The organism is Planctomonas psychrotolerans (assembly GCF_008642235.1).
In the GTDB taxonomy this organism is placed as follows: Bacteria; Actinomycetota; Actinomycetes; order Actinomycetales; family Microbacteriaceae; genus Planctomonas; species Planctomonas psychrotolerans.
Genome location: NZ_SJEV01000001.1, coordinates 476563 through 503119, shown reverse-complemented (window position 1 = coordinate 503119; position 26557 = coordinate 476563). Strand labels below are relative to the sequence as shown.

The 26557-nt window shown below is 68.9% G+C and carries 19 protein-coding genes; 14 read left to right on the top strand and 5 right to left on the bottom strand.

Going from position 1 to position 26557, the window contains the following annotated elements:
- The first annotated feature begins 255 nt into the window (after nucleotides 1–255).
- The 10 genes from EY822_RS02175 (at nucleotide 256) to EY822_RS02130 (ending at nucleotide 8996) form a co-directional block, all read left to right on the top strand.
- Nucleotides 256–1779, top strand: a complete 1524-nt coding sequence (locus EY822_RS02175) for a sugar porter family MFS transporter (protein ID WP_150306771.1) — start codon at nucleotides 256–258, stop codon at nucleotides 1777–1779.
- A 323-nt stretch (nucleotides 1780–2102) separates the two neighbouring features.
- Nucleotides 2103–3110: a 30S ribosomal protein S2 gene (gene rpsB / locus EY822_RS02170; RefSeq protein WP_150306770.1), complete on the top strand. Its 1008-nt coding sequence runs from the start codon at nucleotides 2103–2105 to the stop codon at nucleotides 3108–3110.
- Nucleotides 3111–3143: 33 nt separating this feature from the next.
- Nucleotides 3144–3971 (top strand): translation elongation factor Ts, encoded by an 828-nt coding sequence (tsf, locus tag EY822_RS02165; RefSeq protein WP_150306769.1) that lies wholly within the window; start codon nucleotides 3144–3146, stop codon nucleotides 3969–3971.
- Between the two features lie 121 nt (nucleotides 3972–4092).
- A complete protein-coding gene (gene pyrH, locus EY822_RS02160) occupies nucleotides 4093–4809 on the top strand; it encodes a UMP kinase (protein WP_150306768.1) in 717 nt (238 codons plus the stop codon).
- Nucleotides 4810–4874: 65 nt separating this feature from the next.
- Nucleotides 4875–5429, top strand: a complete 555-nt coding sequence (gene frr / locus EY822_RS02155; RefSeq protein ID WP_150306767.1) for a ribosome recycling factor — start codon at nucleotides 4875–4877, stop codon at nucleotides 5427–5429.
- A gap of 12 nt (nucleotides 5430–5441) precedes the next feature.
- Nucleotides 5442–6452: a phosphatidate cytidylyltransferase gene (locus tag EY822_RS02150; RefSeq protein ID WP_150306766.1), complete on the top strand. Its 1011-nt coding sequence runs from the start codon at nucleotides 5442–5444 to the stop codon at nucleotides 6450–6452.
- A 14-nt stretch (nucleotides 6453–6466) separates the two neighbouring features.
- The gene (locus tag EY822_RS02145) at nucleotides 6467–7027 is read left to right on the top strand and encodes a DivIVA domain-containing protein (RefSeq protein ID WP_150308719.1); all 561 of its coding nucleotides are present in this window, start codon (nucleotides 6467–6469) and stop codon (nucleotides 7025–7027) included.
- Nucleotides 7028–7203: 176 nt separating this feature from the next.
- The gene (locus EY822_RS15245; protein ID WP_227496954.1) at nucleotides 7204–7875 is read left to right on the top strand and encodes an aggregation-promoting factor C-terminal-like domain-containing protein; all 672 of its coding nucleotides are present in this window, start codon (nucleotides 7204–7206) and stop codon (nucleotides 7873–7875) included.
- A gap of 90 nt (nucleotides 7876–7965) precedes the next feature.
- A complete protein-coding gene (locus EY822_RS02135) occupies nucleotides 7966–8268 on the top strand; it encodes a hypothetical protein (protein ID WP_227496953.1) in 303 nt (100 codons plus the stop codon).
- The gene (locus EY822_RS02130; protein ID WP_150306765.1) at nucleotides 8265–8996 is read left to right on the top strand and encodes an alpha/beta hydrolase; all 732 of its coding nucleotides are present in this window, start codon (nucleotides 8265–8267) and stop codon (nucleotides 8994–8996) included. The genes EY822_RS02135 and EY822_RS02130 overlap by 4 nt, the downstream gene beginning before the upstream one ends.
- A 94-nt stretch (nucleotides 8997–9090) precedes the next feature.
- Here EY822_RS02130 and EY822_RS02125 read toward each other — a convergent pair whose 3' ends face one another.
- Together EY822_RS02125 and EY822_RS02120 are read right to left on the bottom strand one after the other, a co-directional pair.
- Entirely contained in the window at nucleotides 9091–10149 is a 1059-nt protein-coding gene (locus EY822_RS02125; protein WP_150306764.1) for an AI-2E family transporter, read from the bottom strand.
- A 43-nt stretch (nucleotides 10150–10192) separates the two neighbouring features.
- Entirely contained in the window at nucleotides 10193–11353 is a 1161-nt protein-coding gene (locus EY822_RS02120) for a DivIVA domain-containing protein (protein WP_227496952.1), read from the bottom strand.
- A 309-nt stretch (nucleotides 11354–11662) separates the two neighbouring features.
- Here EY822_RS02120 and EY822_RS02115 point away from each other — a divergent pair, with 309 nt between their 5' ends.
- Nucleotides 11663–13489, top strand: coding sequence for a hypothetical protein (locus EY822_RS02115; RefSeq protein WP_150306762.1), 1827 nt, complete (start codon nucleotides 11663–11665; stop codon nucleotides 13487–13489).
- Nucleotides 13486–14475: a tetratricopeptide repeat protein gene (locus EY822_RS02110; RefSeq protein WP_150306761.1), complete on the top strand. Its 990-nt coding sequence runs from the start codon at nucleotides 13486–13488 to the stop codon at nucleotides 14473–14475. The genes EY822_RS02115 and EY822_RS02110 overlap by 4 nt, the downstream gene beginning before the upstream one ends.
- Before the next feature lie 824 nt (nucleotides 14476–15299).
- Here the strand turns inward: EY822_RS02110 and glgB are convergent.
- Both glgB and EY822_RS02100 read right to left on the bottom strand, forming a co-directional pair.
- The gene (gene glgB, locus EY822_RS02105; protein WP_150306760.1) at nucleotides 15300–17843 is read right to left on the bottom strand and encodes a 1,4-alpha-glucan branching protein GlgB; all 2544 of its coding nucleotides are present in this window, start codon (nucleotides 17841–17843) and stop codon (nucleotides 15300–15302) included.
- Nucleotides 17844–17851: 8 nt separating this feature from the next.
- Entirely contained in the window at nucleotides 17852–19813 is a 1962-nt protein-coding gene (locus EY822_RS02100; protein ID WP_264674007.1) for an alpha-1,4-glucan--maltose-1-phosphate maltosyltransferase, read from the bottom strand.
- A 263-nt stretch (nucleotides 19814–20076) separates the two neighbouring features.
- On the opposite strand from EY822_RS02100, the gene glgP reads away from it, so the two are divergent.
- A complete protein-coding gene (gene glgP, locus EY822_RS02095; protein ID WP_150306759.1) occupies nucleotides 20077–22641 on the top strand; it encodes an alpha-glucan family phosphorylase in 2565 nt (854 codons plus the stop codon).
- Nucleotides 22642–22943: 302 nt separating this feature from the next.
- Here glgP and glgX read toward each other — a convergent pair whose 3' ends face one another.
- Nucleotides 22944–24995, bottom strand: coding sequence for a glycogen debranching protein GlgX (gene glgX, locus EY822_RS02090; protein WP_150306758.1), 2052 nt, complete (start codon nucleotides 24993–24995; stop codon nucleotides 22944–22946).
- A gap of 19 nt (nucleotides 24996–25014) precedes the next feature.
- Here glgX and EY822_RS02085 point away from each other — a divergent pair, with 19 nt between their 5' ends.
- Nucleotides 25015–26214: a cysteine desulfurase family protein gene (locus tag EY822_RS02085; protein WP_150306757.1), complete on the top strand. Its 1200-nt coding sequence runs from the start codon at nucleotides 25015–25017 to the stop codon at nucleotides 26212–26214.
- Nucleotides 26215–26557: the final 343 nt, after the last annotated feature.

The following is a 26557-nucleotide window of genomic DNA, read 5'->3' as shown; positions in this document are numbered from 1 at the left end:
GACTGCGCCCCGGCCGGCCTGCCGCCCGCCGGCCACCCCGGCCACCCCGGCCGCCCTCTGGCCCTCGCCGACCGCCCGTCCGATCGCGCGGCTCCTCACCCTCCCCGCCGACCTCCCCGTGCTCCCGCATGGGGAGAGGATGCCGCATCGACGGGGACCGCCGGTCGACGCGGCCCGCATCGGGGGAAGGTTCGTGCCAGAGTTCCCTGTTGGGGATCGGAGACAGCTGCGTCCCCCCGGGGACAGGAGCTCGACATGGCCACAGCACGATCCGCACGCGACGCCGCAGACGCAGACGCAGACGCAGACGCACGCCCGGGCACCCACGACGACGCGCGCACCAGCGCCGCCGACCGCAAGCTGAACCGCAAGGTGATCGGCCTCGCCGTCTCGGCCGCCGTGGGCGGCTTCCTGTTCGGCTTCGACTCCTCGGTCGTCAACGGAGCGGTCGACGCCATCCAGGGCGACTTCGGGCTCTCGGCGTTCCTCACCGGCTTCGCCGTCGCCTCCGCCTTGCTGGGCTGCGCGGCGGGCGCCTACCTCGCCGGTCGCATCGCCGACCGGTACGGGCGCATCCCCACCATGCTCGTCGGCGCGGTGCTGTTCTTCGTCTCCGCCGTCGGCGCGGGCGCCGCCTTCGGCGTTGTGGACCTCATCATCTGGCGGGTGATCGGCGGACTCGGCATCGGCATCGCCTCGGTCGTCGCCCCGGCCTACATCGCCGAGATCTCGCCCAAGATGATCCGCGGCCGTCTCGCGTCCCTGCAGCAGCTCGCCATCACGCTCGGCATCTTCGCGGCGCTGCTCTCCGACGCCGTGCTCGCGAACTCCGCCGGTGGCGCATCCGAGCCCCTGTGGTTCGGGGTTGACGCGTGGCGCTGGATGTTCATCGCCTGCGCCGTTCCGGCCGTGGTCTACGGCGTACTCGCCCTCCGCCTCCCGGAGTCGCCCCGTTTCCTCGCCCAGAGGGGCGAGACCGACAAGGCACGGAGCATCCTCGCCACCGTCTGGAAGAGCGAGGACGTGGACAAGGCGATGCGGGACATCGCGTCGCAGATCCGCGAGGAGGACAAGGCCAAGAACGCCACCGTGCGGGGCAACCGCTTCGGCCTCATGCCGATCGTCTGGATCGGCATCCTGCTCTCGATGTTCCAGCAGTTCGTGGGCATCAACGTGATCTTCTACTACTCCACCACGTTGTGGCAGGCCGTCGGGTTCGAGGAATCGGACTCTCTCACCATCTCGGTCATCACCGCCGTCACCAACGTGGCCGTCACCTTCATCGCCATCGCCTTCGTCGACCGGATCGGGCGTCGACCGATCCTGCTCACCGGGTCCATCGGCATGGCCGCGTCGCTCGGCACCATGGCGCTCGCGTTCAGCCAGGCCGTCATGGTCGACGGCGAGCCGCAGCTGCAAGGAGCGTGGGGCCCTATCGCGCTCGTCGCCGCCAACGTGTTCGTCGTCGCGTTCGGCGCGTCCTGGGGGCCGCTCGTCTGGGTGCTGCTCGGCGAGATCTTCCCGAACCGCATCCGCGCGAAGGCCCTCGGCGTCGCCGCCATGGCGCAGTGGATCGCCAACTTCCTCATCACGGTGTCGTTCCCGTGGATGTCGGACCTCTCGCTACCCATCACCTACGGGATGTACGCGCTCTTCGCGGCGCTCTCCTTCGTCTTCGTGCTGGTGAAGATCCCCGAGACGAACGGGATCTCGCTCGAGGAGGCCGAGACGCTGTTCGTGACGAAGCCGAAGACGGCGAAGGGGAGCGCACGGCGCTGACCAGCGGCGAGGAGGTCCGCACGGCGCAGGCCCGGGGCATGGCTGGCGGTGACCCGCTCCCGGTGGGCGCCGAGACGCCTCCTCCGGGCCGGATGCCCGCTCGATGCTACAATTCTTGACAGCAGCGCGAATAGCGCTGACTACGCGTGCCCATTCGGCCACCGCATCCACTCGGTCTCCCTCACACTGCCGCCTCCTCGGAATCGGCACGGGAGCGGATGCGCGCCGGGCACCAGGATGAGCCGCCGCCCGGCGGCCCAGAACAACCGACATGCGCACACACCCCGCCGAGCGCGGACGTGCGCGAGAAAAGGAGCACGGCCATGGCCGTCGTCACCATTCGCCAGCTGCTCGACAGCGGCGTTCACTTCGGGCACCAGACCCGTCGCTGGAACCCCAAGATGAAGCGCTTCATCTTCACCGAGCGTTCCGGCATCTACATCATCGACCTGCAGCAGTCGCTCGGGTACATCGACAAGGCCTACGACTTCGTCAAGGAGACGGTCGCCCACGGCGGCACCATTCTCTTCGTCGGTACGAAGAAGCAGGCGCAGGAGGCCATCGCCGAGCAGGCGCAGCGCGTGGGCCAGCCCTACGTCAACCAGCGCTGGCTCGGTGGACTGCTCACCAACTTCCAGACCGTGCACAAGCGTCTGAACCGTCTCAAGGAGCTCGACCTCGTCGACTTCGACGACACCACGCGCGGCTACACCAAGAAGGAGCTCCTCATCCAGCGTCGCGAGCGCGACAAGCTGGAGAAGACCCTGGGTGGTATCCGCAACCTGTCGAAGACGCCGTCGGCTCTCTGGGTCGTCGACACCAAGAAGGAGCACCTCGCGATCGACGAGGCCAAGAAGCTGGGCATCCCGGTCATCGGCATCCTCGACACGAACTGCGACCCCGACGAGGTGCAGTACCCCATCCCGGGTAACGACGACGCGATCCGCTCCGTTGCACTGCTGACGCGCATCGTCGCCGACGCTGCAGCCGAGGGCCTCATCCAGCGCCACCAGAAGCCCGAGGAGGGCACCGACGCGCCCGAGCCCATGGCCGACTGGGAGCGCGAGCTCCTCGAGGCCGGCAACACGGCCGCTCCCGCAGCGGATGCCGCACCGGCCGCCAACGCCGCCCCCGCGACCGAGGCAGCGCCGCTGCCCGTCGAGGAGAACGACGTTGACGCCGACGTGTCCGCCAAGAACGAGGCGAAGTCGGACGACGAGCTCGTCCCCGCGCCCGTGGTCGAGGCTCCGGCCGAGGCCGAGGCGCGCATCGAGTCCGAGGCGACCGAGGCCGAGAAGTCGCCCGTCGCATCGACGACCGAAGACAACTAGCAACGACTACCGAAGACAAGGAGTTCGACGAATATGGCAAACTTCACTGCCGCTGATGTCAAGGTGCTCCGCGACCGATTGGGCGCGGGCATGATGGACAGCAAGAACGCCCTGGTCGAAGCAGACGGCGACCTCGAGAAGGCCGTCGAGATCCTGCGCCTCAAGGGAGCCAAGGGCAACGCGAAGCGCGCCGACCGCTCCACGAGCGAGGGCCTCGTCGCCGCAAAGGTGAACGAGGGCAACGCCACGCTCATCGAGCTGGCCTGCGAGACCGACTTCGTGGCCAAGGGCGACCGTTTCGTGTCGCTCTCCGAGCGCGTGCTCGACGCTGTCGCCGCCGCGGGCGTCGACTCGGCCGAGGCCGGCAACGCCGTCCCGGTCGGAGACTCCACGGTGGAGCAGATCATCGGCGACGAGGCTGCGGTCATCGGCGAGAAGATCGAGTTGCGCCGTGTCGCTCTCATCCCCGGGGACGAGTTCGCCGTGTACCTGCACAAGACGAGCAAGGACCTGCCTCCGCAGGTCGGTGTCGTCGTGGGCTACTCCGGAAACGACGCGGAGACGGCGCGCAGCATCGCGCAGCACATCGCCTTCGCCAACCCGGAGTACCTCACGCGTGAGGACGTTCCCGCCGACAAGGTCGACGCGGAGCGCAAGATCGTCGAAGAGATCTCGCGCGGCGAGGGCAAGCCCGAAGCCGCCCTGCCGAAGATCATCGAGGGTCGCCTCACCGCGTTCTTCAAGCAGGTCGCGCTCCTCGAGCAGGACTACGCGAAGGACAACAAGCTCACGGTGGCGAAGGTTGTCGCCGACGCGGGCCTGACCGTCTCGGGCTTCGCCCGGTACAAGGTCGGCGCGTAACACGATTGAACGAAAGGCCCGGATCGCATTCCCGCGATCCGGGCCTTTTCTCCGCCGGGCCGCCCCGGCGGAAACACAGCAAGTACATTGAAGCAGTCGCACAGTGAGGGACGGGGCACGCATGACAGAGCACGCAGGCAGACGACGGGTTCTTCTCAAGCTTTCCGGTGAGTCGTTCGGCGGCGGGTCGATGGGCGTCGATCCCGACGTCGTGGGCCAGCTCGCCCGGGAGATCGCGGAGGCGGCCCAGGAGGTCGAGGTCGCGATCGTCACCGGTGGAGGTAACTTCTTCCGGGGCGCGCAGCTGTCGCAGCGGGGAATGGACCGCGGCCGGGCCGACTACATGGGCATGCTCGGCACCGTGATGAACTCCCTCGCGTTGCAGGACTTCCTCGAGCAGGCGGGCGCGGAGACGCGCGTGCAGTCGGCTATCGCCATGACCCAGGTCGCCGAGCCGTACATCCCGCGCCGTGCCGAGCGTCACCTGGAAAAGGGACGCGTCGTCATCTTCGGCGCCGGTGCAGGCCTGCCCTACTTCTCCACCGACACGGTGGCGGCGCAGCGCGCGCTCGAGATCAAGGCGGATGTGGTGCTCGTCGCGAAGAACGGCGTGGACGGCGTGTACACGGCCGATCCCCGCACCGACCCGACGGCCACGAAGATCGACGAGCTCACCTACTCGGAGGCCCTCCGCACCGGACTGAAAGTGGTGGACTCCACCGCCTTCAGCCTGTGCATGGACAACGGGATGCCGATGGTCGTCTTCGGCATGAGCCCGGCCGGCAGCGTTGCCGCGGCCATCCGGGGAGACCGCATCGGTACCCGCGTCTCCAACTAGCGTCTACCGCTGCAACTAAGCTGGGTCGGGGGAAAGCCCGTCCCGACCAACCGAAGGAGTTCTCCGTGATCGCCGATGTTCTGTCCGAAACCAAAGACAAGATGAACAAGGCGGTCGACGCGGTCAAGGACGACTTCGGCACCGTTCGCACGGGGCGTGCCAACCCCGCGCTGTTCCAGAAGGTGCTGGTGGAGTACTACGGCAGCCCCACCCCTCTCGCCCAGCTCGCGTCGATGCAGAACCCCGAGGCGCGCACGCTGCTCGTCACGCCGTACGACAAGACGGCGCTCAAGGAGATCGAGCGCGCTCTGGTCAACATGCCGAACCTCGGCGCCAACGTGGGCAACGACGGTGAGATCGTGCGGGTCACCCTGCCGGAGCTCACCGAGGACCGTCGGCGCGAGTTCGTGAAGATCGTGCGCGGCAAGGCCGAGGAGGCACGCGTCTCGGTGCGCAACATCCGCCGCCGCGCGAAGGACGACCTCGACGCTCTGAAGAGCGAGGTCGGCGACGACGAGGTGGCCCGCGCCGAGAAGGAACTCGAACTGGTCACCAAGAGCCACGTCGAAGCGATCGACGACGCGCTGAAGCGCAAAGAGACCGAACTCCTCGAGGTCTAGGGCTTCCCCGTCATGGCGGACGATCGGTCGCGAGAGGCGACGAACGGAGCGCGGGAGCGCAACCGCATCGGTCGTCGGCACTCCGGGCGAGTCACCCGCGCCGACATCGAAGCGCAGATGCAGTCGGCGCGGGCCGACCTCACCGCACAGGTGCGTGCGACCCGCGCGACGATCGATGCGACCAACGAGCGCATCAACGCCCGCACCGGGCGCAACCTCGCTTTCGCGGTACTGATCGGGCTGATCCTCGGCGTCACGATGATCGTGAGCCTGGTGCTCGTGAAGGAACTCTTCCTGATCGTCGCCGGGCTCCTGATCGCCTTCACCTCGCTCGAGCTGGCCACGGCGATGCGCGCCGCCGGCCGCGACGTACCGCGCATCCCCACCGTGGCGGTAGCCGTCGCCGTCGTGCCCATCACCTACGTCTACGGGCCGCAGGGTCAGTGGTTCGCGATCCTCGGCGCCATCGCGGTGGTGACGCTGTGGCGGCTCGCCGAACTCCTCTCCTCTCGGCACCGCGCCCCGGCCGCGAGTGTTGCAGCCGACCTCGGGGCCGGCGCCTTCATCCAGGTCTACGTGTCACTTCTCGGCAGCTTCGCCGTGCTGCTCACGCAGCAGGAGAACGGCCAGTTCTGGACCATGGCCTTCCTTCTGCTCGTCGTGGTCTGCGACATCGGGGCGTACGCGAGCGGTCTCTCCTTCGGCAAGCATCCGATGGCGCCCACCATCAGCCCGAAGAAGACCTGGGAGGGCTTCGCGGGCGCGGTCGTCGCCGCGCTCGTCTCCGGAGTGCTGCTCGCCGTGCTGCTGCTCGACCAGTCCTGGTACTTCGGTCTCCTCTTCGGTGCGGTCATCGTCGTCACGGCCACGCTCGGCGATCTCGCCGAGTCGCTCCTGAAGCGCGACCTCGGGATCAAGGACATCAGTTCCTGGCTGCCCGGGCACGGCGGTCTCCTCGACCGGCTCGACTCGATCCTGCCGTCCGCCGTGGCCGCGTACGTGCTGTTCCTGATCTTCGCGTGACGCACATCCCTAGGATGGACGCCGTGACGAGACCGTTCCCCCTGAGCGAGGGGAGGGAACCCGGGTACGACCCGCGCGAGGTGGACGCCTACCTCGCCGAGGCGCGACGTCAGTACGCCGGGAACGGCGCGGCCGCACTACTCCTCTCCTCCACCGCGATCCGCCACGCGTCGTTCGCCATGCAGCGGCACGGCTACGCCCCGGGCCCGGTCGACGCCGCCCTGGAGCGCCTCGAGGATGCGTTCGCGCTCCGGGAACGTGAACGCGCCGTGGAGCAGCGGGGCGAGGATGCCTGGCGGGCGGAGGCTCTCGCGACGTCGGAGGTCATCCAGAACAGGCTGGGCCGGCCCGACGGTGAACGGTTCGAGCGCACCGGGCTGCTGACCCGCGGTTACTCGACGGATGAGGTCGACCGGTACGCCCGACGCCTCACCCGGTACCTCCGCGACGAGCGGTGCGGCGAGGTGAACGAGGTGCGATCGATCGCCTTCCGCACCCGTCGCAACGGCTATTCCGAGGCCCAGGTGGACATGCTTCTCGACGCCTCGATCGACGTCCTTCTCGCCCTTCGCTGACACATTTCTCCGGCGCACCGACGCCGGGGAATACGCGCAAGTACTCCGGGGTCGCGGTTTCATAACTTTTTGGTAAACTCGACGAGCTTATGAGAGAACACACGATCGACATCGCGCACACATCTCCCTCGCCGTCTACCCCGGGGGAGGCCCGCGAACCCGCGATGCGGAAGGGCGTGGCACGCCCGGTCCTCGCGTTCGCGGCCGCAGCCCTCTTCGTCGCCGTCTCGGTGGTCGACCCCATCTCGAACTCCGTGGCTCTGCCGCTCGATGACGCAAGCCTCGGTCAATTGACCCAGAGTCACGCGCAGACCCTGACGCTCGACGGACCGTCGGTGGCCACGACGGCCGTCGCCCACGCCACCTTCAGCGTGATCGCGCCTCCGCCTCCGCCCCCGCCGCCGCCCGCACCGGTGGCGGTGCCCGCCGCACCCGTGGCGAAGGCTGCCGCTGCTTCTCCCGCAGCATCCGCTCCCGCCGCCCCCGCTCCTCAAGCGGCTGCTCCCGCTCCTGCACCCGCCGCGCCCGCTGCCGCCGTACCCAATCCCGGATCCGCTCAGGCCATCGCTCACGACATGGTGCTGGCGCGCGGGTGGGGCGAGGACCAGTTCAACTGCCTCGTCTCCCTCTGGAAGAAGGAGTCGGGCTGGCGCGTCAACGCCATGAACCCGTCGAGCGGCGCATACGGCATCCCGCAGTCGCTCCCCGGAAGCAAGATGGCCTCGGCCGGCGCGGACTGGGCGACCAACCCCGCCACGCAGATCTCCTGGGGTCTCGGTTACATCACCTCGCGCTACGGCACGCCGTGCGGAGCCTGGTCGACGAGCCAGGCCAAGGGCTGGTACTGACCCTCGCCGCCCGGCTCCCGAGTCGCATCCTCATCCGCCGCTTCCGTCGACCCGAAAGGTCGGCGGGGGCGGCGGATTAGTATTGTCCCCATGCCCCGCAGCAACCGACCCCGCAGTCGCCGCGCGGCAGCGGAGGATCCGGGCGAGCAGGGCGACTTGTCCGCGCTCCTCGCGGGGTGGAAGCGCACGGAGAGCCGCAGGGGCGGCACGTGGAACGTGCAACCCGTCGCGGCCGCCCGGTCCGGCAAGGCCTACGTATGCCCGGGGTGCGGGGGCAGCATCGAGCCGCGCACGGCGCATCTCGTCACCTGGCGGGCCGACGGACTGATGGGTGACGCGAGCGACCTCGCCGCGCGGCGCCACTGGCACACGCACTGTTGGAGGGTGTCATGACCGCCGAGCCGATCCAGATCCGATCGAGCACCGAGCTGCCCGCCGTGCGGGAGCCGATCGAGCTCGTCACGTCCGACGGCCTGGCGCTCGTCGGGGAACTCGCCGTACCGGTGGATCGGGAGCCCGTCGCCACGCTGGTGACGCTGCACCCGCTGCCCACCGCCGGCGGATTCATGGACTCGCACGTGCTGCGCAAGGCCGCCGCCCGGCTCCCCGCTCAGGCCGATCTCGCCGTGCTGCGCTTCAATACCCGCGGCACCGAGTCACCCCACGGACGCAGCGAGGGAGAGTTCGACGGCGGGAATGACGAGCGCGCGGACCTCGCCGCGGCGATGCGCTTCGTCACCGAGCGCGGACTGCCGTCGCCGTGGCTGGTGGGCTGGTCGTTCGGCACCGAGCTGGCTTTGAAGTACGGCCGAGAGCATCCGATCGTCGGTGCGATCCTGCTGTCCCCGCCTCTGCACCGCACCTCGGCGGACGAGGTGGCGGCCTGGTCGGGGGATCCTCGGCGACTGGTCGCCCTGATCCCGGAGCTCGACGACTACCTGCGGCCCGCCGAGGCGGCGGACCGGTTCGCGGCCGTTCCCGACATCGAGCTCGTGACGGTGGAGGACGGCAAGCACCTGTGGGTGGGCGAGAAGCAGGTGCACCGGGTGCTGAGCGAGATCGTCGCGCGCGCCAATCCGGCCGCCCTGCCCCTCGAGGGCACGTTCACGCCCGCGGGCTGAGGATCCGCCCGCTCGACGCCCGGTGGCCCGCCCGGTCGACGGAAGGAATCCGGTCGACGCGGCAGTACCGGTCGATCGCCGTCCGGTATCCCGGTCAGAGCTCGTTCTGGCGGGGGATGACGACCTGCTTGATGATCAGCAGGATCGACGCGGCCACCGGAATCGCGATCAGTGCGCCGAGCACGCCGAGCAGGGTGCCGCCCACGAGAGCGGCGATGACGACCACGGCGCCCGGGATCTTCACCGCGCGGTTCATGATGTTGGGGCTCAGCAGGTAGGCCTCCACCTGCATGTAGATCAGGTAGTAGATCCCGGCGGCGAACCAGGTGGCCTGGGAGTCGGGCAGCAGCAGCACCTGAGCGAGCACGATGATGACCGACCCCGAGATCGTTCCGACCAGCGGCACGAGCGAGAACAGGAAGGCGATGAACGCGAAGACGGCCGGCAGTTCTGCGCCGATGATCGAGAGGTAGATGAAGCTCAGGATGCCGTTGCACAGGGCGAGGGTGACCTGACCCACCACGAAGCGACCGACCGACTGGCTGATCTGCTCGGTGAGGTCGGCGAACTTCGCGCGCTTCGACGCGGGAACGAGCTGGTACAGCCCGCGCTTCAGACTGTTCAGCGACGAGGTGAAGTACAGCGTGAGGATGAGCACGATGATCGCGCCGAAGATGCCGTTGCCGATCGCCACCGCCGCCTGCAGCACGCCACCCGTGATGGCCGTGATGTTGCCGGGATCGGTGATGAACGCGATGCCGTCATCCACCGCGACCTGCACGTCGAAGACGTCGACGGGAACCAGCGTCTGCACGTTGGCCACGAACTGTCCGAAACTCACGCTCTGCAGGTAGTCGGTGATCTGCGCGATCAACCGCGACGCTTGGGCCACGATGGTGGGTACCACGGCGAAGACGACCCCCACGAATGCGCCGATCACCACCACGAGCGTGGTGAGCAGTGCCGCCCAGCGGGGGAGCCCGCGCTTCTCCAGGTAGGTGACGAGCGGGTCGAGGCCGAGCGAGAGGAACAGCGCCGCGCCCACGTAGGTGATGATGGACGTGAGCGACGCCACCGCACCGCCCAGCAGCAGCGCGACGAGCACGCCGAGACCGGCCAGCAGGCCCAGTCGGAACGGGTTCTGGATCTTCATACTGCGTTCCTCTGCGGGCGGGCGGCGCGGTCACGAGGACGCGCTAGCCGGGAGCGTTCACCTTCTCGGCCTGCAGAAGCATTCCCCGGAGGTTCTCGAAGTAGTCGGCGACCTCTTCTCGCTCGATCCTAATCCTCGCCAGCCGGTCCTCCGCGTCGGATATCAGTGCGCGCGTGCGCTCCTCCGCCGTCGCGACGATGCCATCCGCCCGTTCGTGTGCGTCACGGACGATGTCCGCCGCACTGTCATTCGCCGCGTCGCGGAGCGACCGGGCTTCGGCGCGCACGGACAGTTCGATCGCGTCGAGTTCGGCTCGGCGCTCGACCACCCGTGCCGTCACCGCAGCCAGTTCGGTCCGTGCCTCCTCGATCGCGGCGGCCGTCGATGCGGTCGCTGTGCGATGTGCCGCCAGGTGCTCGCGCTCGGCGTCGTTCCGACGGCCCGCCAGTTCGACGGTGAGCTCGTTGCGAGCGCGCTCCGCTTCGGCCGTCACCTCGGCTCGCGTTGTGGCAGCTTCGGCGGCGAGTGCGGCACGCGCGAGTTCGGTGTCGCGGGCGAGCGCGTCGGCGTCCCGCTGTGCCCGGCTCACCGCGTCCTCGGCGGCACGCCGCCGCTCGGCGATGTCACGATCCGCTTCGGCGCGGGCGGCGGCGACTTCACGCTCGGCGGTGCTGCGCAGCTCGGTGATCTCCGCGGCGAGTGCTCCTCGGGCGGCGTCGGCGTCCCGGGTTGCGTCGGCGGAGATCGCCGCAGCCTCGGTGGAGGCGAGAGCGAGGAGATCCTCAGCGTCGGTCTTCGCGGCGGCGACGATCGAGCCGGCGCGCTCCCGAGCATCCGACAGCAGGCGCTTGGCATCGGCGATCGCGGAACTCCGCAGGGCGTCGACCTCGGTCTGAGCTCCGGTACGGAGCCGCTCGGCATCGATGTCGGCCTGCGCGATGAGACGATTCGACTGTTCCTCGGCCAGTACAAGGGTGGCTTCGAGCTTCGGTCCGAGACCCGCGAAGGTGGGGCGGGGGGTTCCGCTGGTATGGACGGCGGGGTGATCGAGCCGGGCGCTCAGGCGCGAGATCTCCTCCGTCTGCTCGGCGTTCCGCGCCTGCGAGGCCGCGAGGTCGTGGCGCAGGTCCTGCAGCGCTCGATCCACCTCGTCACGGTTGTAGCCCCGCATCGCGGGCGTGAATTGCGCTTCCTCTACTGCCACGATCAACCCCCCGGTCATTCCCTCGATCAGCTTCCGGTCGAGGTATTCCTGAACTGTACCGCGCCCCCGTCGAGGTGCCCCATCGTTCCATCCCCCCAGTCCGGGCGGCATTTCGGTTACTCCCTGAGAGAACGGGTTATGCGCCGCTCAGGCCATTCCGCTATCTTCTAATGTCTTTGTTTGTTGTCATCCGGGCCGAAACCGCGGCCTCGAATCGGTGCACCCGACACCGGAACGGGTGCCAGCCGTCGCTCGGCATTCGGCGTTCCGTTCCACGCCGCCCGAGGACAGCACGAGAGGAGAATGCCCGTGCGATTCGTTTTCGCGATCGTTGCCTTTGTGGTCGCGGCCCTCATGATCGGTCTGGGCATCGCTCAGAACACGATCTGGGCGCCACCCGACCGTCTCGAGGCCAACACCACCATCGAGGGCGAACCTCGATTCGCGATGATCGACGGGAAGGTCCTCAACAGCAACCCGGGCCTCCAGAGCCTGGAGGTGAGCGGTCCGGGCACCGTCTTCGTGGCGTACGGACGCACCGGAGACGTCACCGCGTGGCTCGGCGACGAGGAGTACGCCCGCGTGACGTTCTCCCGGGAGACCGGCGAACTCGAAAGCACGCTCGTCAGCGGTTCCGGCGACCAGCCGGCGGCAACCCCCACGCCTGCTCCCGCCGAGGGCGACGGCGGGGAAGAGCCGCAGCGTGCCCCCGACCCGTCGGGATCCGACCTGTGGCTGTCCGAGACCGCGGCGCAGGAGACGCTCAGCATGAATACGCGTCTCCCGGAGAACGTGTCCGTGCTCGTGGCATCCGACGGCACCGAGGCCGCGCCGAACGAGATCTCGATCACGTGGCCGGTGCAGGCGACGACGCCATGGGTGGGACCGCTCATCGTGGGCGGCAGCATCCTCGCCGCCGTGGGCGTGGCCCTCTACCTCGCAGCGCTCTCCCACATGCGGAAGACCCGCGGTCCGCGCCGCACGTCCGGCACGGCGTCCCCGGTCGGCGCCCGCCGCACCAGGGGCCGTGGAATCGAGTCCGGCGGACGACGGTCTGGCGGACGACGTAACCGCATGGCGGTCACGGTGCCCGTGCTGCTGGTCCCGGGCCTGATGCTCACCGGCTGTACGGCCGAGGCGTGGCCCGAGTTCCTCGGCGGTGCCAGCGCCCCCTCGCCCTCGGCGACTCCGGAGTCGACCCTCGAGGCGGCCATCGAGAACGAGGATGCCGCTCCTCCCGCTGTAGCGGAGACCCAGCTCGAGGCCATCGTCGCCGACATCGCCGAGACTGCGGCGCAGGCCGATTCGGCGATGGACGAGGAGCTGCTGCGCACCCGGTTCTCCGGTCCCGCCCTCGAGCAGCGCCTGGCGAACTATCAGATCCGCGCCAAGAAGACCGATGAGCCCGTCCCCGCCGCCATCCCGGGCGACAACATCATCCTCGCCCTGCCGCAGGCCACCGACACCTGGCCGCGCACGATCTACACGATCGTGCAGAACCCCGACGACGAGGCGGCGCCCACGCTCGCCCTGTTCCTGGTGCAGCAGACGCCCAGGGAGAACTACACCGCGCAGTACACCATGCGCATCGTGACGACGGAGCCGTTGCCCGAGGTCGCACCGGCCGGCATCGGAGCCACCCGCCTCGAGAACGACGTCAAGCTGCTCGCCATGCGCCCGGATGCCGTGGCCACGGCCTACGCCGACATCCTCAGCACGGGGGAGGCGAGCGAGTACTACGACCAGTTCCGCGTCGAGGGCGACACCGTACGCGAACTGTTCGGTCCGGCGGCGCAGGAGAAGGCGAAGGCGGACCTCGGTCCGACCGGGAGCATCGAGTTCCTGAAGGAGCCCGGGGGCACCGACCCCATCGCGCTCGCCACGATCGACTCGGGCGCGATCGTCGCCACGTCGATCCGCGAGGTGGAGACCACGAAGCCCGCCGATCCGCGTGCCACTCTCAAGGTCAATGGCGGCGCGACCGAGGCTCTGCTCGGTCTCAACGAAACGTCGAAGGGCGTGGAACTCGTCTACACCGACCAGCTGCTCTTCTACGTGCCTCCCGTGAACTCCGGCGAGGAAATCACCCTCCTCGGCTTCGATCAGCAACTCGTCTCGGCAAAGGAACTTCCATGAGCTCGATTCCCCCGTCCATCGCCAACCTCCGCGGCGCGGTGGACCTCTCCTCCCTCGTGAACCGCCCGGCGCCGTCCGCCGGTGCGCCCGCCGCCGGGGGAGCGCCCGGCCCGGGTAGTGCCGGTGGCGGCGTCGGAGGTGCCGGTGCGGCGATCGAGGTGCCGAGCCTCGTCCTCGACGGATCCGACGCCAACTTCAGCCAGGTTCTCGATCTCTCCTCCACGCTGCCGCTCATCGTGGTGCTGTGGTCCGACCGTGCTCCCGCGAGCACGCAGCTCTCCGCCGAGCTCGCGATGATCGTGATCGCCTATGCGGGACGACTCCTGCTCGTGCGGGTGAACGTCGACGACAGCCCGCAGCTGGCGGCGGCATTCCAGGCTCAGGCGGTGCCGACCGTCGCCGCGATCGTGGGTGGTCGTCCCGTGCCGCTGTTCACCGGAACCCTGCCGGAGGTCGAGGTGCGCGACGTGCTCGACCAGGTGCTCGAGCTCTCTGCGCAGAACGGCATCTCGGGGACCGCAGTCGTGACCGGTGCGCCGGAAGGTGCGGACGCCGAGCCCGTCGAGGAGCCGATGCCCCCGCTGCACGCCGAGGCCTACGACGCCATCGAGCGCGGCGACTTCGAGGCGGCCGCTCGGGCGTACCGCACGGCGATCGCGCAGGATCCTCGCGACAGCATGGCGGTCGCCGGGCTCGCGCAGGTCAGCCTGCTCTCGCGGCTCGACGGCGCGAGTGCCGACGACATCCGTGCCGCTGCCGCCGCGGATCCCACCGACGTGGACGCGCAGCTGCTCGTCGCCGATCTGGACGTCTCCGGCGGACACGTGGACGACGCGTTCGACCGTCTCCTCAGCCTGTTCGCCACGCTCGATGCGGCGGGCAAGAACACGGTGCGCACGCGCATCGTGGAGCTGTTCGAGGTGGTCGGGTCGACGGATGAGCGCGTGGTTGCCGCTCGCCGTCGCCTCGCCGCCCTCCTCTACTAGCCCGTACGGTTCCTGACCCCGTCGAGGGGACGTGGGGCGGCCTGCGTCGCCGACGCCGCGGAGAATGCGGTGGGTGACGCTGCTGATTCGGTCAGGCGCGATCCTCCCGAGCCGACGCGCCCGCGCTTTCGTCAATCGCCAGTGATGATACGCGGGCGATCGAGGGAAACGGCGGCGCGACCGTACCGCACCGGCCCGCCCGCCCTGCGCCCCACGGTCCCTGAGCTTGTCGAAGGGACGTGAGGCGACGTTCTGTCGCTTCGACAGGCTCAGCGACCGTACTCACGCGAGCGGAGTTCCGTGCGGTCCCTGAGCCCGTCACAGGGACGCGACGCGCCGGGCAGCCGGGACGGCGCGGGTGCTGTGGCTTCGCGCGGTCGGTGTTCCGTGCGCGCGTGTCCGTATCGCCCGCGCGTCCGGACAGGGACGGCGCGTCGAGCCGGGTTGCGCTGCCGTTTCGGTCGGGCGCTGCCGTTCCGGCACTCGGCGCCCACCTTTCCGTCAATCGCCGCTGCTGATTCGTGGGCGATGGACCGAAACGATGGCGCCAGGATGCGCACCGGCGTGAACTACGGTCCCTGAGCCTGTCGAAGGAACGTGAGGCGACGTTGCGTCGCTTCGACAGGCTCGGCGACCGTATTGGTGAAGGCGACCCGCCGTTGCGTCGCTTCGACAGGCTCAGCGACCGTGGCGAGGGACGCCAGGCGGCGGGCATCGCTCTTCGACAGGCTCAGCGACCGTGTGCGTCGCGGCGTCGCGACCGCAGCTCGGCGGACGCGAACGGCGCGCCCCCGAGGGACGCGCCGTTCCGTGAGAGCCGCGGCTCAGTCGCGCAGGCGCAGCCACAGCCCGGCGAGGGGCGGCAGCGTCAGCTCGGCGGATGCGGGGCGACCCCCGTACTCGCCGGCGACGGCCTCCACCGAACCGAGGTTGCCCACTCCGGAACCGCCGTAGGCACTGGCGTCGGTGTTCACGATCTCGTCCCACGTGCCGGCAGCCGGGAGACCCACGCGGTAGTTGTCGATCGGTCGGCCGCTGAAGTTCTGCAGCACGGCGACCGTCCCGCCGTTCTTGTCCTTGCGGAGGAACGACACGACGTTGTTGGTCGCGTCACCGCCGTCGATCCACTCGAAGCCCGCGCCGTCGTTGTCGAGCTCCCACAGTGCCGGAGTGTCGACGTACGTGCGGTTGAGGTGCGCGACGAGGTCGAACAGGCCGCGGTGCACGGGCTGGTCGAGGATCCACCAGTCGAGTCCGCGCTCCTCGCTCCACTCAGACGGCTGGGCGAACTCCTGACCCATGAAGAGCAGGTTCTTGCCCGGGTGCGCCCAGAGGAACGACAGGTACGCGCGCACATTGGCGAGCTTCTGCCAGTGGTCGCCCGGCATCTTGCCGAACAGCGATCCCTTACCGTGAACGACCTCGTCGTGGCTGATCGGCAGCAGGAAGTTCTCGCTGTTCGCGTATACGAAGCTGAACGTGATCTCGCCGTGGTGATGCGTGCGGTACATCGGGTCGGTCTGCATGTAGATGAGGCTGTCGTGCATCCAGCCCATGTTCCACTTCAGGCCGAAGCCGAGACCGCCCGCACTGGTGGGCCTGGTCACGCCGGGCCAGCTGGTGGATTCCTCGGCGATCATGACCACACCGGGATGCGTCTTGTAGACGGTGGCGTTGACCTCCTGCAGCAGGCCGATCGCTTCGAGGTTCTCGCGACCACCCAGGTGGTTCGGGAGCCACTGGCCCTCTTCGCGCGAGTAGTCGAGGTAGAGCATCGAGGCCACGGCGTCGACGCGGAGACCGTCGACGTGGAACTCCTCCAGCCAGAAGAGCGCATTCGCCACCAGGAAGTTGCGCACCTGCGAGTGACCGAAGTCGAAGACCAGGGTTCCCCAGTCCATTTGCTCGCCGCGGCGCGGATCGGTGTGCTCGTACAGCGGCTGGCCGTCGAACTTGGCCAACGCCCACTCGTCCTTGGGGAAGTGGGCGGGAACCCAGTCCACCAGCACGCCGATGCCGGCTCGGTGCAGCTGGTCGATCAGGTACTTGAGGTCGTCCGGATGTCCGAAGCGCGAGGTCGGGGCGAAGTACGAGGTGACCTGGTAGCCCCACGATCCGCCGAAGGGGTGCTCGGCGAGCGGGAGGAACTCCACGTGCGTGTAGTTCAGCTCCTGAAGGTACGGGACGAGCTGATCGGCGATCTCCCGGTAGCTCAGGCCCGGGCGCCAGGAACCGGCGTGCATCTCGTAGACGCTCATCGGGGAGTTGTGCGGGTCGCGCTCGGCGCGGGCGGTCATCCAGTCGCCGTCGGTCCACTCGTAGCCGGACTCGCCGATCACCGACGCGGTACGCGGCGGAATCTCGGTGAAGCGGGCCATCGGGTCGGCCTTGCGGATCCAGTCGCCGTTCTGGGTGAGGATGTCGAACTTGTACGCGCCGGAGTCGAGCCCGGGCAGGAACAACTCCCAGACGCCGTTGCCGTCGAGGCGACGCATGGCGTGCTGCGTTCCATCCCAGCCGTTGAAGTCACCGACCACCCGCACGGCGCGGGCGTGCGGTGCCCAGACGCCGAAGGCGGTGCCGCGGGTGGGGGAGTTGACGCCCCAGTGCTCGCGCACGTGGGCTCCGAGCACATCCCAGAGTCGCTCGTGGCGACCCTCGCCGAAGAGGTACAGGTCTAGCTCGCCGATGCTCGGGAGGTAGCGGTAGGGGTCGTCGGCGTTCCACGACGGTCCGTCGACGTACGACGCCTCGATCGTGTAATCCTGCAGACCGGCGAGGTGGGTGCCCTGCCAGACTCCGTGACCGATGTGCTCGAGGTCGACGCGCGCTCCGGTCTCGAGGACGGCCGCGACGCCGCTGGCGAGCGGGCGCAGGGCGCGCACGACCGTGGCTCCCTGCTCTCCGTCGAGTTCCAGCGGGTGCTGACCGAGTACGGAGTGCGGGCCGGTGTGAACGCCCGCGCCGATGGCCTGCAGCACGTCGTCGGAGATGTGCGGGAGGGCGTGGGCGATGTCCGTCGGTGCCCCGTTCGTCGGTGCACCGTCCGCCGGCACCGTGGAGGCCGGCACCGTGGAGGTCGGCGCGTCTGAGGTCGGCGCGTCTGACGTCGGCGCGTCGGGCGCGACTGCATCCGAGGCGGATGCTGGGGCGGCGGTCTTCGCCTTGGGCGCTGCCTTCGGTGCCCGGCGGGCACGTGGCGCCTTCGGCGCTGCGGGCGGGGTCGTTTCTGCGGCGGCAGCGGCCGACGCTTCGGCGGGAGCAGCGTCGACGACGGATTCCGGCGTCGATTCGGGTGCTGCTTTGGGCTTGCGGGTGCGAGGCGTCTTGGGCGCGGCTGACGCGCCCGTCGGGGTCTTGTCCGTCATATTCTCGGTCACTCCTTCGTCTCGTGCGTGGGGGGAAGCACCTTCAGGATGTGAACCGGCTCGGTGAAGGCGTCGAGCCTCACGAAGTTGGCCGTAGACCAGTTCCACACGTTGCCGGTGATCAGGTCTTCTACATCGAAAGTAGCACCGGCGTCCCGACCGAACCGGGTCGGGTCGAGGTACACCGTGGTCTGGCGCGTGGAATGCGGGTCCAAGTTCGCGATCACCAGGATCGCGTCGTCCGCGCCGTTCGGCGAGAACGCCGCCGGCAGGTACTTGCTGAAGACGAGGATCTCCTCGTCGTCGCTCCAGTGCACGTCGAGGTTGCGCAGCTGGCGCAGTGCGGGGTGTGCTGCACGGATCTCGTTGAGCCGCGTGATGTACGGGGCGAGAGACACCGACTCCTGAGCGTCCCAGTCCCGCGGACGGTACTCGTACTTCTCGTTGTCGATGTTCTCTTCGGCACCCGGCCGCGCCACGTTCTCGACCAGTTCGTAACCGGAGTAGATGCCCCAGCTCGGTGATCCGGTCGCCGCGATCGCCGCACGCACCTTGTAGGCGGCACGCCCGCCGAACTGCAGGTAGGGCGTGAGGATGTCGTGCGTGTTCGCGAAGAAGTTCGGGTGCAGGTAGTCGCTCGTCTCGTGCGACACCTCGGTGAGGTAGTCCTCCAGCTCCTGCTTCGTGTTGCGCCAGGTGTAGTAGGTGTACGACTGCTGGAATCCCACCTTGGCGAGCGTGCGCATCATCGCCGGGCGGGTGAACGCCTCGCTCAGGAAGATCACGTCGGGGTCGTCGGCGAGAATCTGGTGGATCAGACGCTCCCAGAACGACAGCGGCTTGGTGTGCGGGTTGTCCACCCGGAAGATCTTCACGCCGAGGCCGATCCAGTGCCGCATCACACGCAGCATCTCCCGGTAGCTGCCCTCCGGGTCGTTGTCGAAGTTCAGCGGGTAGATGTCCTGGTACTTCTTGGGCGGGTTCTCGGCGTAGGCGATCGACCCGTCGGGGAGCCGGGTGAAGAACTCCGGATGAGTGGTCACCCAGGGGTGGTCGGGCGACGCCTGTAAAGCGATGTCGAGCGCGAGCTCCATCCCGTGGTCCCGTACCGCGGCCACGAAATCGCGGAAGTCATCCTCGGTGCCGAGTTCCGGGTGGATCGCATCGTGGCCGCCGTCGGCGGATCCGATGCCGTAGGGCGATCCCGGGTCGTGCGGGCCGGCGGTGAGGGAGTTGTTGGGGCCCTTGCGGTTCGTGCTGCCGATGGGGTGGATCGGCGGGATGTACACGACGTCGAAGCCCATGTCTCTGATGGCGGGCAACCGGGATGCGGCGGTGCGGAAGGTGCCGCTGGTCCATGATCCGTCGGTGTTCTGCACGGCGCCCTCGGAACGCGGGAAGAACTCGTACCAGCTGCCCACGGCGCTGCGTTCCCGTTCGACCACGATGGTGCGTTCGGGGGACCGGGTGGTGAGGCTGCGGACCGGGTTCTTCAGCATCTCGTCGTGTACGCGGGAGTCGGTGGCGGCGGCGAGGCGCTCGTGGGCGTCCAGTGCCGTGTCGGTGATGCGCTGGCGTGCAGCAGTGAACAGCGTGATGGACGATTCGGAGCGATCGACCTCGCCGCTCGCGCGCTCGAGGAGCTCTGCGCCGAGGGCGAGCATGACCTCCACGTCGAGTCCTGCGGGAACCTTGATCTCCGCGTTGTGCAGCCAGGTCGCGTAGTCGTCCGACCAGGCCTCGACGCGGTAGGTCCACCGGCCCTGCAGGTTCAGCTGCACCCGGGCGGTGTAGCGGTCCTCGCCGGGCCGCGTCTCATCGACCCGCATCCGGTGCCGGGTGACGGCCCCGCTCGGGTCGGTGAGCGCAAGGTCGACCCCGATGAGGTCGTGTCCCTCACGGAACACGGTCGCACCGAACGGCACGACGTCGGAGACGAAGGAGGTGACCGGCCAGAGGTTGTCTTCGATCTGCGGGGAGAGCGAGAGGATCGGTATGCGACCGATCACGGGCTCGTATTCCTCGAACGAGGGGGTCTTCGGGGTTCCCGCCCGGGTCTTCTTTCGCGGTGCGACCGTGCGCTCGGGTGCCTGGTTCTTCGGTGTTTGTGCCACGGTTTGACCGTAGCGAGAAAAGCAGGGCTTGTCGCGTTGCTGCCGAGTCACCCGGGTCGTCTAGGCTGACCGAACCGTGCCCCCATGCCGATCGGGGCACCTGGCGAAGGAGACATCCGGTGAAGGCCATTCGCAGATTCACGGTTCGCTCGGTACTACCCGAGTCCCTGTCCGCGCTGGAAGAGCTCGCGGCGAATCTGCGGTGGTCGTGGCACGAGCCGACCCGCCAGTTGTTCTCCTCGGTGTCGCCCGAGATCTGGGCGGAGTCGGGGCAGGACCCGATCGCGCTGCTCGGCGCCGTCGACCCGGAACGCCTCGCCCAGTTGGCCACCGACGAGGACTTCGTGCGCCGTGCCAACGAGCAGCGCCAGGAACTGCGCCGGTACGTCAGCGAGCCGCGGTGGTACCAGGGGCTCTCCGCCGACGCGCCGGAGTCGATCGCCTACTTCTCGCCGGAGTTCGGCATCGCCGACGCCCTGCCGCAGTACTCGGGCGGACTCGGCATCCTCGCCGGTGATCACCTGAAGAGCGCCTCGGACCTCGGGGTGCCCCTCGTGGGCGTCGGCCTCTTCTACCGGTCGGGATACTTCACCCAGTCGATCTCGCCCGACGGCTGGCAGCAGGAGTCCTACCCCGTGTTCGATCCGGACGGACTGCCCCTCGCCGTGCTGCGCAACGAGAACGAGACGCCGGTGCTCATCCGCCTCGCCATCACCGGCGAGCGCGTTCTCAGCGCCCGGATCTGGCAGGCGCGGGTGGGTCGGATCCGTCTGCTGCTGCTCGACACCGACATCCCGGAGAACGACGAGACGCTCCGTTCGGTCACCGACCGGCTCTACGGCGGAGGCGGCGAGCACCGGCTGCTGCAGGAACTCCTTCTCGGAATCGGCGGTGTGCGCGCGATCAAGGAGTGGTCGCGGCTCACCGGCACGCCCCTGCCGCTCATCTATCACACCAACGAGGGCCACGCCGGGTTCCTCGGCCTCGAGCGCATCTCCGATCTGATCGCCACGGGACTCACGTTCGATGAGGCGCTGCAGGTGGTGCGGGCGGGAACGGTCTTCACCACGCACACGCCGGTGCCCGCGGGCATCGACCGCTTCGAACGCTCACTCGTGCGGCACTACCTGTACACCGACCTCCTCCCGGGCGTTCGCCCCGACGACGTGCTGGCCCTCGGTGCGGAGACCTACCCCGACGGGTCACCGGACGTGTTCAACATGGCCCTCATGGGCCTGCGTCTCAGCCAGCACGCGAACGGCGTCTCGAAGCTTCACGGCGAGGTGAGCCGCTCCATGTTCTCCGGCCTCTGGCCCGGATTCGACGCGGGGGACGTTCCGATCAGCTCGGTGACGAACGGCGTGCACGCTCCCACCTGGACCGACCCGATGCTCCTCGCGCTCGCCGAGGAGAAGCTCGGCACGTCGGATCCGGCCACCGCCGACTGGTCGTCGGAGCGGGTGACCGACGAGGACATCTGGGCGGTGCGGAATGCCATGCGCGAGCAGCTCGTGGGCGACGCCCGGCGTCGGGTGCGCGCCGCGTACAGCGCGCAGAACCCGGGCCTGTTGCCGCCCGCCTGGTTCGACTCCCTGCTCGACCCCGACGTGCTCACCATCGGCTTCGCGCGTCGCGTGCCCACCTACAAGCGGCTCACGCTCATGCTGCACGATCAGGACCGGCTGCGGGAGATTCTCACCAACCCGAAGCGACCGGTGCAGATCGTGATCGCCGGCAAGTCGCATCCCGCCGACGACGGCGGCAAGCGGCTCATCCAGCAGCTGGTGCAGTTCGCCCAGGAGCACGACGTGCGGGAGCGCATCGTGTTCCTGCCCGACTACGACATCGGGATGGCGCAGCTGCTCTACCCGGGCACGGACGTGTGGCTCAACAATCCGCTGCGTCCGCTCGAGGCGTGCGGCACGTCGGGCATGAAGGCGGCGCTGAACGGAGCCCTCAACCTGTCGATCCTCGACGGCTGGTGGAACGAGTACTACGACGGCGAGAACGGGTGGGCGATTCCGTCCGCGGACGCGGCGGGCGACGGCGCCGAGCGCGATGCCCTCGAGGCGGAGGCGCTGTACGACCTCATCGAGTACCAGGTCGCCCCGCGGTTCTACGAGCGGTCGAAGAGCGGGGTGCCCGCGCGATGGGTGCAGTCGATCCGGCACACCCTCGGGCTGTCACCGGAGCTGAGCGCCGACCGCATGGTCAAGGACTACGTGGAGCGCCGGTACATGCGGGCCGCCGCGTCGGAACGCGTGATGGTGGCGGACGACTTCGCCGCGGCGCGGGAGCTCGCGAGCTGGAAGAACACCGTGGCCGAGGCGTGGCCGAGCGTGGCGGTCACGCACGTGGAGACGGGCGGGCTGGACGACACCCCGGAGGTCGGCGACCGACTGAGCGTGCGGGCGTTCGTGCAGCTCGGTTCCCTCACACCCGAGGACGTGTCCGTCGAGGTCGTCTACGGGCGCAGCCACGAGGGCGACGAACTCAGCGACACCCGCGTGACCACCCTCGATTTCGAGGCGGATGCCTCGACCGCGGACGGTTCGTCCGAGCCGTTCTCCGGCACGGTTCACCTGGAGCGCGCCGGATCATTCGGGTACAACGTGCGGGTGGTTCCGCGGAACGCACTTCTCGCGAGTCCCGCCGAGCTCGGTCTGATCGCGGTCGCCTCGTAGGGCTGCGTTCCGCCGGCCCTGGTCGTACGCTCCCTGAGTTCGTCGAAGGGACGCGACGTCGGCTGTGCATCGCTTCGACAGGCTCAGCCATGCGGTCCCTGAGCTTGTCGAAGGGGCGTGACATCGGGTCGCTTCGACAGGCCCAGCGACCGTGGTCCGGCCGGCCATACGGTCCCTGAGCTTGTCGAAGGGGCGTGACATCGGCTGTGCGTCGCTTCGACGGGCTCAGCGACCGTGGTCCGGCCGGCCATGCGGTCCCTGAGCTTGTCGAAGGGACGTGACGAACGCAGCGGCCGCGACGATCAGTCGGCGCGGTAGAGGCGGAGCGACGGTCCCGTGATGGTCACGGTGTCGCCCGGAGCGACATCCTCGGGCCCCTGCAACGACATGCGCACTCCGCTGTCCCAGAGCAGCGTGTACGACACCACACCGGGATGCACCGGGAGGCGCACGTCCACGGTCGACTCAAGTCCGTGCACCATGAGCAGGATGCGATTGTAGGGCTCCCGTTCCGGCGTGGATGCGGCGAGGTACTGCAGCGTGCGGTGGTCGGGGGAGTTCCAGTACTCGGCGTGCATCTCGTCGCCCTGGGCGCTGAACCAGAGCATCTCGCTCGCGCCCGGCGTGCTGGCATCGGGGACGCCGAAACGGGTGGGACGGAGTGCGGGATTCTCCCGCCGCAGCTCGAGCAGTCGGCGCGTGGTGGCGAGAAGGTCCTTCTGCCAGCCCGCGAGGTCCCACGACATCCACGTCAGTTCGCTGTCGTGGCAGTACGGATTGTTGTTGCCGTGCTGGCTGCGGCCGAACTCGTCGCCCGCGGTGATCATCGGAACACCGGCTGAGAACAGCAGCGTGCCGAGCATGTTGCGCATGGATCGCAGCCGGTTGCGCAGCACGTCGCGGTCGGTCGACCAGCCCTCCACGCCGTGATTGAACGAGTGGTTGTTGTCCGTTCCGTCACGGTTCGATTCGCCGTTGCCCACATTGTGCTTGTGGTTGTGCACGGTGAGGTCGGCGAGGGTGAATCCGTCGTGCGCCGTCACGAAGTTCAGCGACGCGAGCGGGCCGTCCCGGTCACGGCCGAAGGTCTCGGCCGATCCCGCGAGACGCCCGGCGAACGAGCCGATGCCGTTCTGCGCCGACCCGTTCTCGCGCTTGCTGCGGATGTCGGAGAGCCAGAAGTCGCGCACGCGGTCGCGGTATCCGTCGTTCCACTCCAGGAAGCCGGGCGGGAAGTTGCCCGTCTGCCAGCCTCCGTAACCGATGTCCCACGGCTCCGCGATCATCTTCGCTCCCGACAGTGCGGGATCGGAGACGATGGCGGTGAGGAGAGGATGCCGCGGGTCGTACTCGCCGTTCCCGTTGCGTCCCAACGTGGCGGCGAGGTCGAAGCGGAACCCGTCGACCTGCATGTCGTTGGTCCAGTACGAGAGCGAGTCGAGAACGAGTTGCACAGCCTCGGGGGAGGAGAAGTCGATCGAGTTGCCGCACCCCGTCACGTCGATGTATCTGCCGTCGTCGTCGCTGCGGTAGTAGGTGGCGTTGTCGAGCCCGCGCAGGCTGAAGCGTGGTCCGTCCCTGCCCTCCTCCGCGGTGTGGTTGTACACCACGTCGAGGAGGACCTCGAGGCCGGCAGCGTGCAGGTTCTTGACCATGGTCTTGAACTCGCGGGCGATGGCATCCGGCCCTTCGGCGCGCGCCTCGGGCGAGGCGTACGCCGCGTGGGGGGCGAAGAAGTTCAGGGTGTTGTAGCCCCAGTAGTTGCGGAGTCCCTGACGGATGAGCCGCTGTTCGCTGACGAACTGCTGCACGGGCAGCAGCTCGACGGCCGTCACCCCGAGTTCGTTGAGGTAGTCGGTGGTGCTCTCCGCGCCGAGCCCGGCATAGGTGCCGCGGATGTTCTCCGGCAGGTTCGGGTTGAGGCGCGAGATGCCCTTGACGTGCGCCTCGTACACCACGGTCCGGTCGAGCGGGGTGGCGGGCTTCCGCACCGCTCCCCAGTCGAACCGGTCGGGTGTCGGGACGACCGCCCGCCACGAGTCGGCGCTCACCCGGCGCACGCCCCTGGCGTAAGGGTCGAGCAGATGCGCGGCAGGGTCGAACGCGTGCCGGGGACCGCGGGGGCCGTCAGCGCGCACCGTGTACGAGGTCCCCGGTCGAAGCGCAGGGCTGTGCACGGTCCACACGCCGGCGTCGTCCCGATCCATGGGCAGAGTGTCGACCACCCAGTGCGGGTCGGTGTCGTCGAAGATGCAGACCTGCATCGAACTGGCGTGCGCGGAGAAGACGCGGAGGGTGCCACCGGTGGGATCGGAGCGCACGCCCAAATCGGGCAGGCGGGCACTCGGTTCCATGAGACTTAGAGTAATGAGTATGGCGGTCTACCTTGACCACGCGGCGACCACGCCGATGCTCCCCGAAGCGATCTCGGCCTTCACGGAGGCGATGAGCGTGGTGGGAAATCCGTCGTCGATCCATTCGCAGGGCCAGCAGGCCCGCCGGATGCTGGAGGACGCGCGCGACGCGGTCGCCGAGGCGCTGGACTGCGAGCCCATCGAGGTCGTTTTCACGTCGGGGGGCACCGAGGCGGTGAACCTCGGCATCAAAGGGCTCTACTGGGAGCGCGGGCGGTCGAGCGAGCAGCGCCGGCGCATCCTGCTGCCCGGTGGCGAACACCATGCCACGGTGGATACGGCGGCCTGGCTCGAGGACCAGGGCGCCGAGCTCGACGTACTGCCCCTGGATTCGGACGGCGCGGTCATCGAGGATGCGGCGCGCGAGGCGCTCGCGCGGGACCCCGGGAACATCGCCCTCCTCACCATGCTGACCGCGAACAACGAGGTCGGCACCGTTCTCCCGGTGTCGCGGGTCGCGACGCTCGCCGCGGCGCGAGGCGTGCCCGTCCATGTTGACGCGATCGCCTCGTTCGGGCACCACCGACTCTCCTTCCGATCGCTTCGCGCCGACGGGGTGTCCGCCCTCAGCGTGTCGGCGCACAAGATCGGCGGGCCGGTGGGCATCGGCGCGCTCGTGCTGTCCCGGGCCACCAGCGTCACCCCGCTGCTGCACGGCGGTGGGCAGCAGCGGCAGGTGCGGTCGGGAACGCAGGACGTGGCGGCGGCCGTGGCGTTCGCCACGGCGGCGCGTGCCGTCACCGCGGACCTCGATCGGTCGCTCGAGCGGACCGCCGCCCTTCGCGACCGGCTCATCGCCGGCGTGCTCGACCGCGTTCCGCAGGCCCGCCTACGGGGGGCCGCCCCCGGACCCGGTCGGCTGCCGAACAACGCCCACTTCACCTTCCCGGGGTGCCAGGGCGACTCCCTCCTCTTCCTGCTCGATGTGGCCGGGGTGTCGGTATCCACCGGCTCCGCCTGCCAGGCCGGCATCCCCGAGGTGTCCCACGTGCTCCGCGCGATGGGCGTGCCCGATGACGAGGCGCGCGGCGCGCTGCGCTTCACGCTGGGACACGACTCGACGGTTGCCGACGTCGACGCCCTCCTCACCGCACTTCCCGAGGCGGTGGCGCGTGCCAGTCGCGCCGGTCTCTCCGCCCGCTCCGTCCTCGGCGCCTGAGCCCGTACCGGTCGCGGGCCGTGGCGCCCATACGGTCCCTGAGCCCATACGGTCCCTGAGCCCATACGGCCCCTGAGCCCATACGGCCCCTGAGCCTGTCGAAGGGTCGGAACGTTCCTGCTGGTTCGTGTCCCTTCGACGGGCTCAGGAACCGGGGAGCTGGGTGGTGTCCCTTCGACAGGCTCAGGGACCGTGGGGCTGGGTGGTGTCCCTTCGACGGGCTCAGGGACCGTGGAGCTGGGCCGTGTCCCTTCGACGGGCTCGGCACCGTGGGGCTGGCTGGTGTCCCTTCGACGGGCTCAGGGACCGTGGAGCTGGCTAGCGTCCCTTCGACGGGCTCATC

Excerpts from the sequence above, each read along its gene's own strand:
- EY822_RS02175 (WP_150306771.1), top strand. The coding sequence starts at position 256 with ATGGCCACAGCACGATCCGCACGCGACGCCGCAGACGCAGACGCAGAC.
- rpsB (WP_150306770.1), top strand. The coding sequence starts at position 2,103 with ATGGCCGTCGTCACCATTCGCCAGCTGCTCGACAGCGGCGTTCACTTC.
- tsf (WP_150306769.1), top strand. The coding sequence starts at position 3,144 with ATGGCAAACTTCACTGCCGCTGATGTCAAGGTGCTCCGCGACCGATTG.
- pyrH (WP_150306768.1), top strand. The coding sequence starts at position 4,093 with ATGACAGAGCACGCAGGCAGACGACGGGTTCTTCTCAAGCTTTCCGGT.
- EY822_RS02150 (WP_150306766.1), top strand. The coding sequence starts at position 5,442 with ATGGCGGACGATCGGTCGCGAGAGGCGACGAACGGAGCGCGGGAGCGC.
- EY822_RS02145 (WP_150308719.1), top strand. The coding sequence starts at position 6,467 with ATGGACGCCGTGACGAGACCGTTCCCCCTGAGCGAGGGGAGGGAACCC.
- EY822_RS02135 (WP_227496953.1), top strand. The coding sequence starts at position 7,966 with ATGCCCCGCAGCAACCGACCCCGCAGTCGCCGCGCGGCAGCGGAGGAT.
- EY822_RS02130 (WP_150306765.1), top strand. The coding sequence starts at position 8,265 with ATGACCGCCGAGCCGATCCAGATCCGATCGAGCACCGAGCTGCCCGCC.
- EY822_RS02125 (WP_150306764.1), bottom strand. The coding sequence starts at position 10,149 with ATGAAGATCCAGAACCCGTTCCGACTGGGCCTGCTGGCCGGTCTCGGC.
- EY822_RS02110 (WP_150306761.1), top strand. The coding sequence starts at position 13,486 with ATGAGCTCGATTCCCCCGTCCATCGCCAACCTCCGCGGCGCGGTGGAC.
- glgB (WP_150306760.1), bottom strand. The coding sequence starts at position 17,843 with ATGACGGACAAGACCCCGACGGGCGCGTCAGCCGCGCCCAAGACGCCT.
- glgX (WP_150306758.1), bottom strand. The coding sequence starts at position 24,995 with ATGGAACCGAGTGCCCGCCTGCCCGATTTGGGCGTGCGCTCCGATCCC.
- EY822_RS02085 (WP_150306757.1), top strand. The coding sequence starts at position 25,015 with ATGGCGGTCTACCTTGACCACGCGGCGACCACGCCGATGCTCCCCGAA.